We start from the raw sequence: 16296 nt of genomic DNA, 5'->3' as shown, positions 1-16296 counted from the left end.
TTCGCCGGATATGAAGGGCAGGACATCGCGCAGCCCACAAACACAGGGTTTATCAAATTCATCAGACTCACCCCTTGTACAGTTTCGGATTGAGAACATCGCGCAACCAGTCGCCGAGCAGGTTCATCACCAGCACCAGCACCACCAGCACGATCCCCGGAATTACCGTGATCCACCAGGAGCCGCTGAAGATGTACTCGAAGCCACTGGAAATCAGCGAGCCGAGTGACGGCTGCGACACCGGCATCCCCAGACCGAGGAAGCTCAGCGAGGCTTCCGAGATGATCGCGTTGGCCACCTGCACGGTCGAGATAACCAGAATCGGCGACAGGGTATTGGGCAGAATATGGCGCCACATGATGCGCGAGCTCTTGAAGCCCATTACCCGGGCGGCATCGACATATTCCTTGTGTTTCTCGGCCAACACCGAGGCCCGCACGGTTCGAGCGTACTGGGGCCACTCGGCGATGCCGATCACCAATATCAGCATAAAGATCGCCAGGTCGGCATAGAGTTCGGCGCCGAAGGCGGCCTGGAACACCGCCAGCACGACGATCGCCACCATCATGGTGGAGAACGACAGCTGGATATCGGCCAGCCGCATCAGGAAGCTGTCGATACGACCACCGAAGTAACCGGCGGTCAGGCCGATCATCACACCGAGGAACATCTGCAGCATCACCGCGCAGATCCCGATCATCAGCGAGATCCGGGTGCCGTACAGCATGGTGCTGAGCATATCCCGGCCCTGGGCGTCGGTGCCCAGCGCAAAGCGCTCATCGGCTTCCTCCTGCCAGGCCGGCGGGATCTCCGAGTCCATGATATCGATCGCGGCCGGATCGTAGGGGTTGTAGGGCGCAATCAGCGGCGCCAACAACGCCGCCAACAGATAGAGTACGAAGATGGTAAAACTGACCATCGCCAACTTGTCACGGCTGAAGCTGTGAACCAGTTGGCTGTCCTTGAAACGCTGCCAGCGGCTCGGCGCGGCAGCCGGGGCCAAAACGTCGCTGCTCATGACTTGCCTCCCGCCAGTTTGACGGTCGGATTAACCAGACCGTAGATCAGATCCACCAGGGTGTTGGTGATCACAAAGATTGCGCCGACGACGATCAGGTACGCCACGATCAGCGGCGTGTCGACCCGATTCACCGCTTCCAGGAACAGGAAGCCCATGCCCGGCCATTGGAAAACCGTCTCGGTCAAAATGGTGTAGGCCACCATGGTGCCGATCTGCACCCCGCCGACGGTGATAACCGGCAGCATGGTGTTCTTCAGCGCGTGGAGGAAGTAGATCCGCTTCAACGGCAGGCCCTTGGCCTTGGCGAACTTGATGTACTCGGATTCGAGCACCTCCATCATCTCGGCCCGAATCAGACGGATAAACAGCGGCAGCATGATCGAAGCCAGCGACACGCAGGGCAACAACAGGTGCAGCAGACCGTCGACGGTGAAGAAACCGGTTTCCCAGCTGCCGAACACCGGCACCGTCTCACCGCGTCCGTAGGAGGGCAGCCAGGCCAGCTCCACCGCAAACAGGTAGATCAGCATGATCGCGGTCAGGAACACCGGAATCGAAATCCCGACGATACTGAGTCCCATCACCGTCTTCGATAACAAACTGCGGGGATTGATCGCCGAGTAGACCCCCAACGGCACCGACAGGCAGACGATGATCAGGGTGGCGCCGAACACCAGTTCCAGCGTCGCCGGCAGCTTTTTCAGGATTACATCCAGCGCCGGTTCCTTGAAGAAATAGGAGGTTCCCAGGTCACCCTCGAGCGCCTTGCCGGCAAAACGCAGGTATTGGGTCAGGAAGGGGTCGTTTAATCCCAGTTCGTCGCGTAGTTGCTGTCGCTCCTGTTCGGACACCGACTGACCCACCAGCTCACGCAGCGGGTCACCCAAGTTGTCCTGAATCGAGAAGCTGAGCAGGCTGATGACGAACATCACAATCATCGCCTGAATCAGGCGACGGATCACAAAGGCGATCATAGCGGTCAACTCTTACAGATTGGTGCGCAGTGAGACAGCCCCACGGCCGCCGATACAACAGCCTTTCCGAGCGCAGCGCTACCGTTTTATAAAAATGTTTAAGCGCTGGGAAAGACTGCTGACGCCCTACCCCGTGAGTGTTGGGCAAGGCGACAGCAAGGCCGATGGACGGGAGACGAGCCACCCATCAGCCGGGTTTGGTGGCGATTACTCGACCACCAGGTCCCCCAGGTAGGGGAAGTTCATCACGTTCAGAACCGGAGCTGCCTTCACTTTCTTGTTGGCGGCCCATGCCAGGTTCTGCCAGTGCAGCGGCACGAAAGCGGCTTCGTCGTACAGGATCTGCTCGACTTCCTGCAGCATCGCAGCACGCTTGGCCGGATCGGTTTCGCTGCCGCTCATCTTGACCAGCTCGTCAACCTTCGGGTTGCAGTAGTTACCGCTGTTGTACTGGCCGGCACCGGTGTCGGCGTTCGGGCAAGCGGCGAGGAACTCGGTGAAGTTGGCGGAATCTTCGGTATCCGCGTGCCAGCCGATCATCATCATGTCAGCCGCGCGCTTATCGAACTCCGGCCAGTACTGCGCCTTCGGCATGGTCTTCAGGTCAACCTTGATGTTGATCTTGGACAGCATCGAAGCCACCGCCTGGGCGATCTTGGCGTCGTTCACGTAACGGTTGTTAGGCGCCATCATGGTGATGGAGAAGCCCTTCTCGTAACCGGCTTCCTTCATCAGCTGCTTGGCTTTCTTCAGGTCGTAGCGCGGCTTCAGGCTGTCCTTGTAACCGGCGTAGCCGACCGGACCCTGCTGAGCGCCCGCCGTGGCGAAGCCCTTCATGATCTTCTTGACGATACCTTCGTTGTTGATCGCGTGAACGATCGCCTGACGAACGCGAACGTCTTTGAACTCGTCACGACGCTCCTGGTTCATCTGGAAGGTGATGATACGGGTGCCCGGCATGGTGACCAGGTCGACCTTGCCGTTGCCGTTGATACGCTTGTGGTCGGTCGGCGGAACCGGCGCGATGAAGTCAACATCACCGGACAGCAGCGCGGCAACACGGGTCGGCGCTTCTTTGATCGGAGTCAGGACGATCTTGTCGACGTTACCCGGCGAGTTGCTGTCCCAGTAGTCGGCAAAGCGGGTCATCTCGACCTTAACGCCCTGCTCACGGCTGGAAACGATGTACGGACCGGTACCGGAAACGTTGGTGGAAGCGAAGGAGTTACCGTGCTTAACCAACTGGTCTTTCGGGTTACCGTTGGCATCTTCACCGGTGTAGAACTTGGAGTCCATCGGGAAGATGTAGGTGGCCGAGTGCAGTACCAGCGGGAACGGCTCTTTGGTGATCAGATCGAAAGTCAGATCATCAACAACCTTGACGCCTTCAAACGGCGCGAAGATACCCTTGAAGTCCGGGCTGCTCTGCAGACGCTCGAAGGTCCAGCGCACGTCTTCGGCACTCAGGCTGTTGCCGGAGTGGAACTTAACCCCGGAGCGCAGCTTGAAGCGCACGGTTTTGTCGTCGATCCGCTCCCAGGACTCGGCCAGACGACCGTCGAAGCCCAGGTCGTTGTTCCAGCGAACCAGCGGGTCAAAGTTCAGGTGCGATTGCTGCAGGGTGCCGCCGGAAAGCTGCTCGTGCGGATCCAGCGATACCGGGTCGGCATCGTAGGCCATCTTCAGCGTGGCAGCGTGGGCGCTCAGCGAAAGACCCAGCGTCAGGGCGGCGCCGGCCATCAGGTTGCTAATTTTCTTCATCGTTCCATCCGTTTATGGTTGTTGTTATCAACGCACCGCCGACAGCCGACCTGGCTTTCGGCGGTTTCGATAGAGCTATCGTGTTGAAAATACCGAATCAGAGCCTAGGTCAACGGCTATGACCCCACAATCGAAATGTTAAAGGGCGCTGATACAGGAAACGCATAGCCCCCGCTGTCAGGGCATTTGCGCGGAACAAACAAGTTAAATATTTTTGACAATTACTTTACAGATCGACCGATTTCGGTACCGATCAGGCGCTTTTTACCGCACAGTTCACCAATATTGATTCACCCGATATTGATCGATATCAGTCTGCATCCTTGCGCCGTTAGCACCCCAAAACCATACTCTAATCAGCGTTATTGCCGTTCCGGCCCGCTATTTCGGAACATCAGCATCGGGATATCACCTTGTTGGGCGCAGTTCGCCATGGCAGAGATCAGCAGCTACTTTGACTCGCACGACCAGACCCTGACGATCTTGGTCAGCGGTCCGGCTCAGGCCGGGGATTTCGTCACCACCATCCGCCACCACTACCAGCAGAGCGGTTGCCAACTGGTGATCTGGGATCTGTGCGATGCCGATCTGCGATTGATCGACACCGCCGATCTAGAGCAGATCATGCTGGCGGCCCGTCAGTGCAGTCCGCACCGCCCCAGCGCTCCGACTCTATTTATCGGCAATCATCCCTTTATCTACGGCATGTTGCGGATGTACACCCAGCAGGCCAGAACCACCCGTATCGGTGCCCCCATCGAAGCCTTCCGCAATTGGGATCAATTAAATCAATGGCTTGAAAATGAAGAGCTGCCAACCCGCTCACGTCCCTCAAGTCTGCTCGATTCCTGCCGCTAAAAAACCTTACCCCTTATGAAAAACCGGGCCTGTCGGAAAGTGCCCAAGCGAGTCACTGATGCGTATCGAATCCAGCCAGGTCAACCTCCAGGCCGAGCACCGTGCCGATCAACAACTGCATGAACGCGAATCCCTGCGTCTGTTTCAGGTCGACGAAGACGGACAGATCACCCGCTCGGTCGAGTTGAGCAGTGAAAGCCGACGGCGGCTGTCACTGGAGATGAGCCAGCAGCAGGCGACGGCTAATAACCGCCCCGGTCAGCAGTTGCCGGCCGAACTGGGCACCCTGGCCCCGGATGAGACTCAGGCTAACGTGCCGATCCCGCTGCTTTCGTCTCCGACAGCGAACATCGAAACTGATCAGGACGAACCCTACAAACCTGAACTGTCGCCGCGTCTGAAGCTAATTAAAGCGCTGCTGGAACAACTGACCGGCCGCGAGATCAACCTGAGCCAGCCGGACCTGAATACCGACCCGAACCAAGCCGCCGCCGACGTCAGTGCTGGCGCCGAGACCGGCGTCGACACTCTGCCTCAGGCCGGGATGCGCTACGAATACGAGCGCACCTACATCGAATCGGAACAGACCGAGTTTCAGGCCGAGGGGAAGGTCCGCACCAGCGATGGTCGTGAGATCGACTTCGCCCTGGATCTGAACATGTCGCGCGAATATATCGAGCACGACCGGGTCCTGATCGAATCCGGCGCCAAGCTGAAGGACCCGCTGGTCATCAACCTCGATGCCCAGGCCGCCGAGCTGCGTGCCGACACGTTTGAGTTCGATATCGACGCCGACGGCCAGCTCGACGAGATCCATCAACTGGCCAGCCATAGCGGCATGCTGGCGCTGGATAAGAACGGCGACGGCATCATCAACGACGGCCGCGAACTGTTCGGCGCCCTCAGCGGCAACGGCTTTGCCGATCTGGCCGCCTATGACGACGACAACAACGGCTGGATCGACGAAGCCGACGACGTCTACGACCAACTTCGGGTCTGGATCAAACAGGACAACGGCGACGAGCAACTGCTCAGCCTCAACGAACTGCAGGTCGGCGCCCTCTATCTGGGTGCCACCGACACCCCGTTCGAGCTGAAAAACAGCAGTAATGAACTGCAAGGGAAAATCCGCGCCACCGGGGTTTATCTCTCCGAGAACGGCCAAGCCGGCACCCTACAGCAGATCGACCTAGTGACCTGATAACTCATGGTTTTCTTTGGCCGTTGAGTATGAAACACTCAACGCTACCCAGAGCGATTGTCGGGCTGCCTTAGCCCAACCGCTTAGCAAAGGACTGCAGTAGGGAGATAAGGATATGCAAGGAAACCTCGACCGCGATTTACGCCCCCCCTCGCTAGGATTCACCTTACTCCTTCAATCCGTCCACCTTTCCTGCGACAGAAATCAGCCTATTCTAGAAAAACCACTGTTAAACAAAGGGATAGACGGAGCACTATTAGCATACTTAGATGATAACTGGACATCCCGCTAATAATTATCATGAGGACGCCGTCCTCATAACCTGACTGTTAGATTTTTAAGAGATACCTATGCCTCTACTCAAGGAAGAACGACCTGATCTTTGTAGTGGCATAGTGAATTTGGCCACCTGAATAGAGGTGATAGCATCACCTCTTCAACAACAGGTGATCCAATGACCCGAAAATCTCGACCTAACTTCAGCCCCGAATTCCGTCTCGAATCAGCTCAACTGGTTATCGACCACGGCTACACCATCCGCGAAGCTTGTGAGGCGATGAACGTCAGTCGCTCCTCAATGGAGAAGTGGGTACGTCAACTCAAACAGGAGCGTAGCGGGGACAGTCCGAAAGCCGCGCCGATGACCCCGGAGCAGCGTCGTATAAGGGAGCTAGAGAGACAGCTCAAACGCGCAGAGACGGAGAAAGAGATTCTAAAAAAGGGATTGGCTCTCTTGATGTCAGACGAGCTGAAAAATATTCGATAATTCAGCGTCTTCAAGAGAGCTATCCGATCAAACAGCTGTGCCAGATCTTCGATATTCAGCGCAGCAGTTACAAGTACTGGCGCAGCCAGCCTCGAAGCGATAACCCTTATCGTCGCAAGCTTAAACTGATGGTGCGAGCCGCCCATCAGTTGAGCGGAGGGTCTGCCGGAGCAAGAACAGTGGCCAGCATCGTCACTCAGCGAGGCGTGGCACTCAGCCGTTATGTTGCAAGCAAGCTGATGAAGGAGTTACGCCTCGTGAGCAACCAGCTGCCAAAACATGCGTATAAGCGAGCCGATAAGCTTCATGTGGCAATCCCGAACGCACTAGATCGACAGTTCGTGGTCGGCAAACCTAACCAGGTTTGGTGTGGCGACATCACCTATGTCTGGACTGGAGAGCGTTGGGCTTACCTAGCGGTCGTACTGGATCTTTATGCCCGCAGGCCAGTCGGCTGGGCGCTATCGCTAAAAGCTGATAGCAAGCTGACAAGTAAGGCGTTGATGATGGCGTATGAATCGAGAGGAAGGCCGAAGGATCTGATGTTCCACAGCGACCAAGGTGTTCAATACACCAGCTTGCGGTTCAGGCAGCACCTATGGCGCTACCAGATCCAGCAGAGCATGAGTCGAAGAGGAAACTGTTGGGATAACGCGCCAATGGAACGCTTCTTCCGCAGCCTGAAAACGGAGTGGATACCCGAAACTGGCTACACCTCATTTGCTCAAGCCAAGCAGTCGATTACTGATTACTTGATTGGCTATTACAGCCAGGTCCGGCCGCATCAACACAACGATATGTTGCCGCCGAATATGACAGAGAAAAACTACTGGAATGCGTACAAATCCGTGGCCAGTTTTACTTGACCACTACAACCATTACGACCAACGGGACAATGAGAAGAAGTACCAAACCTTTTCCAAGACCTTTATAACCTTAGGTTGGGGCCTCTTTATTGCGGCCTTTGTCTGGCATCTGATCAGGTGACATATGCAGGCACCGATGCTGATAGCCTTATATCGCGACTCGCTATGTGAGTAACCCCATCATGCACAGAGAACACTGATGATTAGCCTTGAGTTAAAAATCCCACCGGTATTGCTGGTTATTACCTTTGCCATGCTGATGTGGGCGATCTCTTGGCTGTCTCCCGGCATAGCGGTCCCTCTGGCAGCCAGAATCACTGCCTTGTTGGTCTTTACCGCCATCGGAGCGTGTTTCTCTGTATCCGGCGTCTACTGCTTCAACAAGGCCAAGACAACGGTTAACCCTATAACACCGAATGCCGCTTCGGCGCTTGTGACCTCGGGCATCTACCGACACACACGAAACCCCATGTACGTCGGTTTTTTGTTCGCACTGATCGGTTGGGGACTTTTTCTGGCTAATCTCTATGCTCTGGCCTTAACCCTAGGCTTTGTTTGGTATATGAACAGGTTCCAGATTCAGCCAGAAGAACAAGCGCTGGATTCATTATTTGGATCAGATTTCTTGGCTTACAAGCGAGAAGTTCGCAGATGGCTATAGACACACCAAGCCAACAATTTCGGCTAGCCAGTCAGCTTCCTGATCAGGCTACGAGAAAAGCCCCCTTGCTGGTACAAGAATGTTAACCCCCAAAACCTGGATAGGGATGGCATATGCTCGCACTCTCTCTGGTGGTTATTATTCCGATCTTTTTACTGCTGCTGGGGGTTATCTTTGTCAGCTACTGTCTTGTCGGACTGCTGGCCTACCTGCCACTGTTTATCCTGAAAGCGCTCGAATCGAAGCGATCTCACCAGTACAGCCGGGTGGTCCGCACCTCTCTGGCCGCGATCAGTCTGGTAATCGGCTTGCTGATGGCGGCTACGTTGTTCCATTACAGCAAGCCGGCTTATGTGATGACCGCCGACCTCTGGTGTGATATTTCCGGCGCCTTTGATGCGACCGGTAGGGCAATCCGGCAGTGTCATTCGCAGTTTCGATGGCTTGAGCAATAGACCCTATGAAGATCCGTAACTTCCGATCCACCGACAGTGACGAGATCGCCGATCTGTTTCACCGTTCGGTCCAGGCCATCGATGACGCGATCTACACGCCGGCACAAAAACAGGCCTGGGCGCCGCCGACGGATTACGCTAAGTGGCGGGAGCGCTTGCAGCTCAGCCAACCCTTCGTGGCGGTCTCCAACGACCAGATCGTTGGTTTTATTGAGTTGCGCGAAACCGGGTATATCGACTGCTTGTATGTGCATCCGGACCACCAGCATCAGGGGATTGCCACCGCGTTGCTGATCCACCTGTGCCGAGTTGCCCGTCAACAGGGGCTGAAGCGCCTGAGCGTAGACGCCAGCAAGGTCGCACTGCCGTTTTTCGAGCATCATGGTTTTGAGATCGTGGAGGCTCAAGAGCTGATTCGCGATGGCCAACGGCTACAAAACTACTGTATGCGGTCATCCCGACAGAGCCTGATTAAGCTCGCCGATTAAGCGATCTTTACACTTTCTTTACCTTTCCCTTACCCCCCTTTAACCCCGGATCGTTATAGTCCTCCACTCATGGATCGCGAAGATCTGATCGAACAAGTTCTTCAATCGTCAGTACCGAGTTAGGAGACATCATGTCACTGCGCCTCCCCCTATCCGCCTTTGCACTCTGCCTGTTGTTGGCCGGCGCTGCGGCCACGGTTAGCCGTGATGGAGCTTGGCTGTGGATGCTCAAGCCTGGCGCATTTCAAGCCGGGCAGCCGCTGACGGAGCAGCAATTATTGGATGCTGCCTCGGCACTGAGAGATGCAGAGCAGCTGCTGATTCAGTCGATCTCAACGCCGATGGTGTTCTAACCTCAAGCAGACTTCACAGGCCAATCCTTGTCACCGTTCGGCGTTGGCAACAAAAAATCAGGCTTCGGCGTGAAATATTTCCGCCATTTTTGCATCTAATCCCCCAGTTAGTGCGTATAGCTAATAACAACGATCGACACAGGGGTTAAACAATGAAGTTGCTTTCCATTTTTTCCGGCCGTGTTCCCGGCGTTCTCGCGACCCTGATTCTGGGTGCCGGCCTGGCCTACACCAGCACGATGCGCGCGGCCAACAACTACGAGATTCCGGAATTGCCCGAAGGCACCGAATCTGCGGTATTTGCCGGGGGCTGTTTCTGGTGCACCGAATCCGACTTCGAAAAGGTCAATGGCGTGATCGAAGCCGTGTCGGGCTATACCGGCGGTGAAGAAGATCGCCCCACCTATCGTCAGGTTTCAGCGGGACAAACCGGCCACATTGAGGCGGTGATCGTCTACTACGATCCGACCAAGGTCAGTTACGACTACCTGCTGCAGGTTTACTGGCGCCATATCAATCCGACCGACAGCGGCGGCCAGTTTGTTGACCGAGGCCCCCAGTATCGTCCAGCTATCTTCTACTCCAACGAAGAGATGAAGGCGCAGGCCGAAGCGTCCAAGCAGGCCCTGGCGGCAAGTGGTCGCTACGATAAGCCGCTGACCGTCGAGCTGTTGCCGTTGGAAACCTTCTGGCCGGCCGAGGGCTATCACCAGAACTACTATGACCGGAATCCGATCCGCTACACTTTCTACCGTCACGGTTCCGGCCGCGACCAGTATCTGGAAGAAACCTGGGGTAAGGATCTGAAGCTGCCGCCGCCTGAACCGACGGCAATGGTGAAATCAGCCCAACCTGAAAAAACCGGGAAGAAGATGATGAACGAGGCAAGCTACAGCAAACCCAGCGACAGTGAAATCAAGCAGAAACTGACCTCACTGCAGTACAAGGTCACCCAGCACGAAGGCACCGAGCAGCCGTTCAACAACGAGTACTGGGATAATAAGCAGCCGGGCATCTACGTCGACATCGTCAGTGGCGAGCCGCTGTTCTCCTCGACCCACAAGTACAAGTCCGGCACCGGCTGGCCGAGCTTCTACCAGCCGCTGGAGTCCGCCTACATCGTTGAGAAGCGCGATTTCAAACTGCTGCTACCGCGCACCGAAGTGCGCAGCAAGCACGGTGACTCGCACCTGGGTCACGTGTTCAAGGATGGTCCGGAGCCGACCGGCCTGCGCTACTGCATCAACTCCGCCGCACTACGCTTCGTGCCGGTAGAGAAGCTGGAAGAGGAGGGCTACGGCCAGTACGCCGCCCTGTTTCAGTAATGGATGAAAACCCTGCGCCTGCGCGACCTGTGGTCCCAGGCGCTTTGATTATCCAAGGAGGTGTCCGGTGACCACACTGATCTTGGAATCGACCCTGACCTGCCCGCGCTGCGGGCACTGTCAGCGGCTAACCATGCCCACCAACGCCTGCCTCTTTTTCCACGCCTGCAGCCATTGCGAGACGCTGCTCAAACCCTTGCTCGGTGATTGCTGCGTGTTCTGCTCTTACGGCGACGTTCCCTGCCCGCCGATCCAACAACAGCAACCCTGCTGCGCAAGCGAAACTACTAAGCGCTAATCCCGCCACTTGATCGAGCAACCCATGCTGGGATGCTGAATCTGCGGCCCCTGCCCGGTGCTGGCGATCTGGCGCATCGCACTGAGCAGTTCGGCTTGCCGGTCAGCGCTATCGCCCATCTTGGCGTCATCCAATCGACCCCGATATTGCAGCTCGCCCTTACCGTTGAAGCCGAAGAAGTCCGGCGTGCAGATCGCACCGTACTCGCGCCCCACCGATTGGTCCTCGTCGACCAGATAGGGGAAGCCAAAACCCTGCTCGGCGGCGAAGCGTTTCATGTTGTCCGGCGCATCCAGCGGGTGGCTACGGTAATCATTCGACATCACCGCCAGCACCCCGAAGCCTTCGTCCATCAGTTGCCGGGTATCGGCCGCCAACCGTTCGGCAATCCGCTGTACATAGGGGCAGTGGTTGCAGATAAAGGCGATCAGCAGCCCCTTCTCGGTCAGATGATCGCTCATCCGATGAAGTTTTCCATCCGCATCCTTAAGGCTGAATTCCGGCGCTTTCCAACCGAAATCGCAAACCGGGGTATCCAATAGCATCTTCGTCTCCTTGTGTTGTGAGCCAGAAGCGGCTGCCGTTTATCGTTAGCCTCGGGCAAATCAGCCGATCCGGCTCATCTCATTGAGGGTAAACTCCGCCACCGCACCCTCGGTGGCGGCCAGGTAATCCTGCAGATGCTGGTTCGCCATATGGGCCTGCCACAGCTCGCGGGATTCCCAGTTCTCGTAGAACAGGAAGTGGGCCGGGTTGTCGTTGTCCTGATGGAGATCGTAGTTGATGCAGCCGGGTTCGGCACGGGTAATTGCGATCAGCTTTTGCAGTTCGGCCTTCACCAGCTCGATCTTGTCGGCTTCGGCTTTGATATTGGCGACGATGGTCAGTTGGCTCATGGTGGATCCTTTTGTGTTGCACTGGATTGGTTGGAATGGAAGGCTCGGTTAAAAACCTTTCAGCACCTGCTTGCCGATCGCTCGACCGCTCTCCTGGTGTGCATGGGCCCGTTTCAGATTTTCTACACTGAGTTGCCCCAGGTTGTTGGTCACGGTGGAGATCAGCTTGGCCTCATCAATCAAGGTCGAAACCCGGCTCAGCAACTGGTGTTGTTTGTCGATATCGTCGGTCTGGAACATCGAGCGGGTGAACATAAACTCCCAGCTGAAGCTGAGCGCCTTCATCTTACCCGGCTTGATATCCAGCACCTGCGGATCATCGATCACCGCCACGTGGCCGCGGGGCTTGATCAGTTCCAGAATGGCGCCAAAGTGATCGTCGGTGTTGGTGAGCGCAGCCACGTAGCGAGGTTCGAGCTCCAGTGCCTGAACCTGATCGACCAGCGATTCGCGGTGGTTGATGACATGATCTGCGCCCATCTTCTTAACCCAATCGATCGTCTCCGGGCGTGACGCGGTGGCGATCACGGTCAGACCGGTCAGTTGCTTGGCCAGCTGGATCAGAATCGATCCCACCCCACCGGCGCCACCGATTACCAACAGCGCCTCGCCTTCGCCTTCGCCCTCTTTCAAACCGAAAGCATCGAACAGCATCTCCCAGGCGGTAATCGAGGTCAGCGGCAGACCGGCCGCCTCGGCAAATCCCAGCAATTTCGGCTTCTTCCCCACAATCCGCTCATCCACGGCATGCAGTTCGGCGTTGGTACCCGGGCGGGTGATATCACCGGCGTAGAACACCTCGTCGCCAGGTTGAAAGCTCTCCACCTCGCTGCCGACCTGACGGACCACGCCAGCCGCGTCATAGCCGATCACTTTGTGGCCCTGATCCGGCGAGACGTTGGCGCGAACCTTCACGTCGACCGGATTGACGGAAATACCCCGTACCTCGACCAGCAGATCCCGTGGCCCCAAGGTGGGTTGTTCGGTCTCAAATTCGATCAACGATTCAGCTGCGTCGATGGAACCGGCCTGTGTGTATCCAATGGCTTTCATGATTGTTGCCTCCTCAATGATTGAGGGCGACATTCTGGCTCAGCCTTACTACACTAAAAACCACGCTATGATTTAATTATTTTCAAATTATTTTTGATAATGAATATTACCGATCTGAACCTGTTTGTTCGCACCGCCGACAGCGGCAGTATCACCGCGTCGGCCCAGCAACTGGATATCAGTCCGGCTGCCGCCAGTGCCGCCCTGAAGCGGCTGGAGAAGCAGTTGGGAGCCCAGCTTTTTATCCGCAGCACCCGGCAATTGCGGATCACCACCGAGGGCGAGCATTTCCTGCTCTACTGTCGCCAGGCACTGGAAGCCCTCGAGCACGGCCAAGCCTCGATCAACAGCATCCAAGGAAAGATCGCCGGGAGGCTGCGCTTTTCGGTGTCATCAGACCTGGGGCGCAACCTGGTGCTGCCTTGGCTCGATCAAGCGCTGGAGCAACACCCGGAGCTGTCCCTGAGTCTCAGCGTCGGCGACTCGGTGTCGGACTTTTATCTGGACCGGGTGGATGTCGCGATGCGTTACGGTGAGCTGGTGGACTCGACGATGGTGGCGTTCGAGATTGCCACCGTGGATCGGGTCGCCTGTGCCTCGCCGGGCTACCTGGCCAAACAAGGTGAACCGCAGCACCCCAACGATCTGCGCGAGCACAACTGCCTGCTCTATCGACTCGACAAGGGGCTCTATGACACCTGGGAGTTTCATGACGATCAGGGGCGCTATCGGGTCAAGGTAAAGGGGAATCGGGAGAGTAACGATGCTGAGATCGTTCGACGCTGGGCGGTGGCCGACCAGGGCGTGCTGTTCAAGTCGAGGCTGGATGTGGCGATGGATCTTCAAAACGGTCGGCTGGTACAGCTGTTCAAAGGTTTTCAATCACCGCCGCTGAAGGTCTGGCTGATCTGCCCCAGCCGCCGTCAGGTCACCCCGGCGGTGCTGATGCTTCGTGATCTGCTGCGCCAACGTTGCATCGAACTGCTGTCCAATAGCCGCGACAATTAAACCGCTGAAAGTAGTTGATAACTCAGCCTATTCATGCCGCGTCCCGACCCGAACATTTTTCGCTCAGTCCGCTGCAGGCACCATGAAACCTGGCCTTCCAGCTACTACCCCGAGCCGATCCCCAATTTTATCCACAGATATTGGGGATAGCCTCAAGACCTCCAACCGCTGAGAATCCGGATTTATCCCCAACGCCACCGACCTATTTCAAGCCGGTGATCCGACATCGCTGTATTTTTAGCTGGGCAGATGCTAAGAATTACTTGTTCCTTCTAATATAAGAAAGTCCGCAACTGACAAACCCAACGGGATTGAGGAGGATCAGTATCGACGAGGTTTCAAGCCGATAACCCATTCCCGCCCGGCAGAGTAAATCGGCATGATTGATACACGACAACTCGCAGTACCCGAGCAGATGCTCCAGCACTGGCAGAAAACCGTCGACCTGATCGCCGAGATCGCCGAGATTCCTGCGTCCCTGGTGATGCGCGTACATGAGCAGCAGATTGAGGTTTTTGCCACCAGTCATAGCGACGGTAACCCCTATCCGGTCAACGAGATGGCCAATCTCAATACCGGGCTGTATTGCGAAACCGTGATTCAAACCCGCCAGGAATTGCTGGTTCCCAATGCGCTGACCGACCAGGACTGGAATCAGAATCCGGATATCGAACTGGGAATGATCTCCTACTACGGCCTGCCGTTGAATTGGCCCGACGGGCAGCCGTTCGGCACCCTCTGTATGCTCGACGGCAAGGAGAATCACTACAACCGACGCAGCAAGGAGCTGCTGGCCCGGTTCCGGGAAACCCTCGAGGCGGATCTTAAAATCCTCTATCAACAGCACCAGTTGATTCTCAACAATCAACAACTGGAACAACGGGTCAAGCAGCGGACCGTCGAGCTGGAAAAGCTGAACCATCGGCTAGCCAGCGAAATCGATCGCCGCAATGCGGCTGAAAGCGTGCTCGAGCACAACCGCCGTTTCGACCCACTGACCGGCCTGCCCAACCGCGCCTCGCTGACCGATACCCTTGGCAACATGATCCAGCACTACGCCAGCTCTCGTCAGCAGTTGGCGGTGATCTGCCTGGGTCCGCGAAACTTCAAGTCGGTCAATCACAGTTACGGACATATGATCGGCGATGAGCTGCTCAAAGCCCTGGGACAGCGCTTACAGAGCGGTCTGACCATCGAGCACAGCGTGGCCCGAGGTAACGGCGATGAGTTCCTGATCCTGCTACCCTGCGCAGCTGCCACCGATGCGGCGATGCAGTTGCTGCAACAGCTGACTCAGCGGCTAAGCCCGGCGTTCGAGATCGACCATCACCAAATCTCGCTGAGCTTCAACGCCGGTATCGCCGTCGCCCCCACCGACAGCACCGAGCCACTCGCCCTGCTGCAGAAAGCCAGCGCCGCAATGGCGGTGTCCAAAGAGCAGGATCAACCCTACTGTTTCTTTAGCCAACAGACTCAAGCCGAGCTGGATAAGCGTTATCAGCTCGAGTCCTATATGGTCGACGCGCTGCGCAATAGTGAACTCTCGGTCCACTACCAGCCGGTGGTATCGGTCCAGAGTCGACAGATCATCGGAGCCGAAGCCCTGTTGCGCTGGAATAATCCACAACTGGGCACGATCGGTCCGGAGCAGTTTATCGCTATTGCCGAGAAGACCGGGCAGATCAACGAGATCGGCAACTTCGTGCTGCGTTCGGCGATTCAGCAGGCCAAGCAGTGGCAGGACCGGCTCGGTCGCCCATTCAGCATCGCCATCAATATCTCACCGATTCAGATCAGTGACCCGAGGCTGGTTCAGCAGATCGACCAGTTACTGCGCTGCTACGATCTCGATCCCCGTAGCCTGGAATTGGAAGTCACCGAAGGGGTACTGCTACAGGACAGCTATCAGGCCGAGATCGTACTGCGACAGTTGCGCGACCTGCACATCCGTGTGTCGTTGGATGACTTCGGTACCGGCTATTCATCACTGAGCTACCTGCAGAAATACGCCTTCGACACCCTCAAGATCGACCGTAGTTTCATCACCGACTCCCACAGCAACGCCCAGGACCGGGAACTGGCCCGAGCCATCATTGCACTGGCTCGCAAACTTAATCTCAAAGTGATCGCCGAAGGGGTTGAGACCGAGCAACATCACCGCTTCATTCAGCAAGAGAACTGCGACTACGGCCAAGGATACTGGTACGGTGTACCGGTGCCGGCGGATACTTTCGACGCCGACTATATCGGCTCGAGCCGGACCGCACACTGAGCGTTATCTGTTCACCCGAGGGACCCGGGCCTGAAGATCC

General features: G+C 56.6%; 17 protein-coding genes. 11 read left to right on the top strand and 6 right to left on the bottom strand.

Going from position 1 to position 16296, the window contains the following annotated elements:
- Positions 1 to 67: 67 nt before the first annotated feature.
- The 3 genes from ACO05M_RS07625 to ACO05M_RS07615 all read right to left on the bottom strand — a co-directional run bounded on the left by ACO05M_RS07625 (position 68) and on the right by ACO05M_RS07615 (position 3756).
- A complete protein-coding gene (locus tag ACO05M_RS07625; protein WP_421869731.1) occupies positions 68 to 1018 on the bottom strand; it encodes an ABC transporter permease in 951 nt (316 codons plus the stop codon).
- A complete protein-coding gene (locus ACO05M_RS07620; protein WP_421869728.1) occupies positions 1015 to 1995 on the bottom strand; it encodes an ABC transporter permease in 981 nt (326 codons plus the stop codon). The genes ACO05M_RS07625 and ACO05M_RS07620 overlap by 4 nt, the downstream gene beginning before the upstream one ends.
- Before the next feature lie 207 nt (positions 1996 to 2202).
- Positions 2203 to 3756 carry an ABC transporter substrate-binding protein gene (locus ACO05M_RS07615; RefSeq protein WP_421869724.1) on the bottom strand — a complete coding sequence of 518 codons (1554 nt, stop codon included), beginning with the start codon at positions 3754 to 3756 and terminating at the stop codon, positions 2203 to 2205.
- A gap of 432 nt (positions 3757 to 4188) precedes the next feature.
- Between ACO05M_RS07615 and ACO05M_RS07610 the strand changes: the two genes are divergently transcribed.
- The 9 genes from ACO05M_RS07610 (at position 4189) to ACO05M_RS07570 (ending at position 11027) form a co-directional block, all read left to right on the top strand.
- Positions 4189 to 4614, top strand: a complete 426-nt coding sequence (locus ACO05M_RS07610) for a hypothetical protein (protein WP_421869721.1) — start codon at positions 4189 to 4191, stop codon at positions 4612 to 4614.
- 58 nt (positions 4615 to 4672) lie between these two features.
- Positions 4673 to 5815, top strand: a complete 1143-nt coding sequence (locus tag ACO05M_RS07605) for a hypothetical protein (protein ID WP_421869718.1) — start codon at positions 4673 to 4675, stop codon at positions 5813 to 5815.
- Between the two features lie 454 nt (positions 5816 to 6269).
- Positions 6270 to 7447 (top strand): IS3 family transposase gene (locus ACO05M_RS07600; RefSeq protein WP_421862525.1). Its coding sequence is split into 2 segments (ribosomal slippage): positions 6270 to 6540 and positions 6540 to 7447, totalling 1179 coding nucleotides; the frame shifts between segments, so codons are not numbered across the junction.
- Between the two features lie 199 nt (positions 7448 to 7646).
- Positions 7647 to 8108: a methyltransferase family protein gene (locus tag ACO05M_RS07595; RefSeq protein WP_421869715.1), complete on the top strand. Its 462-nt coding sequence runs from the start codon at positions 7647 to 7649 to the stop codon at positions 8106 to 8108.
- A 113-nt stretch (positions 8109 to 8221) separates the two neighbouring features.
- Positions 8222 to 8563 carry a hypothetical protein gene (locus tag ACO05M_RS07590; protein WP_421869712.1) on the top strand — a complete coding sequence of 114 codons (342 nt, stop codon included), beginning with the start codon at positions 8222 to 8224 and terminating at the stop codon, positions 8561 to 8563.
- A gap of 5 nt (positions 8564 to 8568) precedes the next feature.
- Positions 8569 to 9051 (top strand): GNAT family N-acetyltransferase, encoded by a 483-nt coding sequence (locus tag ACO05M_RS07585; RefSeq protein ID WP_421869709.1) that lies wholly within the window; start codon positions 8569 to 8571, stop codon positions 9049 to 9051.
- Positions 9052 to 9182: 131 nt separating this feature from the next.
- A complete protein-coding gene (locus ACO05M_RS07580; protein ID WP_421869706.1) occupies positions 9183 to 9404 on the top strand; it encodes a hypothetical protein in 222 nt (73 codons plus the stop codon).
- A gap of 152 nt (positions 9405 to 9556) precedes the next feature.
- Positions 9557 to 10729, top strand: a complete 1173-nt coding sequence (gene msrB, locus ACO05M_RS07575) for a peptide-methionine (R)-S-oxide reductase MsrB (RefSeq protein WP_421869704.1) — start codon at positions 9557 to 9559, stop codon at positions 10727 to 10729.
- Positions 10730 to 10796: 67 nt separating this feature from the next.
- Positions 10797 to 11027: a GDCCVxC domain-containing (seleno)protein gene (locus ACO05M_RS07570; protein ID WP_421869701.1), complete on the top strand. Its 231-nt coding sequence runs from the start codon at positions 10797 to 10799 to the stop codon at positions 11025 to 11027.
- On the opposite strand, the gene ACO05M_RS07565 is transcribed toward ACO05M_RS07570, so the two are convergent.
- Genes ACO05M_RS07565 through ACO05M_RS07555 form a run of 3 tightly spaced genes read right to left on the bottom strand, consistent with a single transcriptional unit; the run spans position 11024 to position 12976 of the window.
- Positions 11024 to 11572, bottom strand: a complete 549-nt coding sequence (locus ACO05M_RS07565) for a thioredoxin family protein (protein ID WP_421869698.1) — start codon at positions 11570 to 11572, stop codon at positions 11024 to 11026. The two genes, ACO05M_RS07570 and ACO05M_RS07565, sit on opposite strands and share 4 nt — an antisense overlap.
- 60 nt (positions 11573 to 11632) lie before the next feature.
- Complete coding sequence (locus tag ACO05M_RS07560) at positions 11633 to 11923, bottom strand: putative quinol monooxygenase (RefSeq protein ID WP_421869695.1); 291 nt, start codon at positions 11921 to 11923, stop codon at positions 11633 to 11635.
- A 48-nt stretch (positions 11924 to 11971) separates the two neighbouring features.
- Positions 11972 to 12976 (bottom strand): zinc-binding alcohol dehydrogenase family protein, encoded by a 1005-nt coding sequence (locus tag ACO05M_RS07555; protein WP_421869693.1) that lies wholly within the window; start codon positions 12974 to 12976, stop codon positions 11972 to 11974.
- A 99-nt stretch (positions 12977 to 13075) separates the two neighbouring features.
- On the opposite strand from ACO05M_RS07555, the gene ACO05M_RS07550 reads away from it, so the two are divergent.
- Together ACO05M_RS07550 and ACO05M_RS07545 are read left to right on the top strand one after the other, a co-directional pair.
- The gene (locus ACO05M_RS07550; protein ID WP_421869690.1) at positions 13076 to 13984 is read left to right on the top strand and encodes a LysR family transcriptional regulator; all 909 of its coding nucleotides are present in this window, start codon (positions 13076 to 13078) and stop codon (positions 13982 to 13984) included.
- 379 nt (positions 13985 to 14363) lie between these two features.
- Positions 14364 to 16256: a bifunctional diguanylate cyclase/phosphodiesterase gene (locus tag ACO05M_RS07545; RefSeq protein WP_421869687.1), complete on the top strand. Its 1893-nt coding sequence runs from the start codon at positions 14364 to 14366 to the stop codon at positions 16254 to 16256.
- The last annotated feature ends 40 nt before the right edge of the window (positions 16257 to 16296 follow it).

Source organism: Motiliproteus sp., assembly GCF_965230735.1.
Taxonomy (GTDB): Bacteria; Pseudomonadota; Gammaproteobacteria; order Pseudomonadales; family Balneatricaceae; genus Motiliproteus.
Note: the sequence above shows the minus strand (reverse complement) of the source record. Positions and strands in the feature narration are given on the sequence as shown.

Bases quoted from the DNA above. Each gene is read 5' to 3' on its own strand.
- ACO05M_RS07625 (WP_421869731.1), bottom strand. From the start codon at position 1,018: ATGAGCAGCGACGTTTTGGCCCCGGCTGCCGCGCCGAGCCGCTGGCAG.
- ACO05M_RS07620 (WP_421869728.1), bottom strand. From the start codon at position 1,995: ATGATCGCCTTTGTGATCCGTCGCCTGATTCAGGCGATGATTGTGATG.
- ACO05M_RS07615 (WP_421869724.1), bottom strand. From the start codon at position 3,756: ATGAAGAAAATTAGCAACCTGATGGCCGGCGCCGCCCTGACGCTGGGT.
- ACO05M_RS07610 (WP_421869721.1), top strand. From the start codon at position 4,189: ATGGCAGAGATCAGCAGCTACTTTGACTCGCACGACCAGACCCTGACG.
- ACO05M_RS07605 (WP_421869718.1), top strand. From the start codon at position 4,673: ATGCGTATCGAATCCAGCCAGGTCAACCTCCAGGCCGAGCACCGTGCC.
- ACO05M_RS07595 (WP_421869715.1), top strand. From the start codon at position 7,647: ATGATTAGCCTTGAGTTAAAAATCCCACCGGTATTGCTGGTTATTACC.
- ACO05M_RS07590 (WP_421869712.1), top strand. From the start codon at position 8,222: ATGCTCGCACTCTCTCTGGTGGTTATTATTCCGATCTTTTTACTGCTG.
- ACO05M_RS07585 (WP_421869709.1), top strand. From the start codon at position 8,569: ATGAAGATCCGTAACTTCCGATCCACCGACAGTGACGAGATCGCCGAT.
- ACO05M_RS07580 (WP_421869706.1), top strand. From the start codon at position 9,183: ATGTCACTGCGCCTCCCCCTATCCGCCTTTGCACTCTGCCTGTTGTTG.
- msrB (WP_421869704.1), top strand. From the start codon at position 9,557: ATGAAGTTGCTTTCCATTTTTTCCGGCCGTGTTCCCGGCGTTCTCGCG.
- ACO05M_RS07565 (WP_421869698.1), bottom strand. From the start codon at position 11,572: ATGCTATTGGATACCCCGGTTTGCGATTTCGGTTGGAAAGCGCCGGAA.
- ACO05M_RS07560 (WP_421869695.1), bottom strand. From the start codon at position 11,923: ATGAGCCAACTGACCATCGTCGCCAATATCAAAGCCGAAGCCGACAAG.
- ACO05M_RS07555 (WP_421869693.1), bottom strand. From the start codon at position 12,976: ATGAAAGCCATTGGATACACACAGGCCGGTTCCATCGACGCAGCTGAA.
- ACO05M_RS07550 (WP_421869690.1), top strand. From the start codon at position 13,076: ATGAATATTACCGATCTGAACCTGTTTGTTCGCACCGCCGACAGCGGC.
- ACO05M_RS07545 (WP_421869687.1), top strand. From the start codon at position 14,364: ATGATTGATACACGACAACTCGCAGTACCCGAGCAGATGCTCCAGCAC.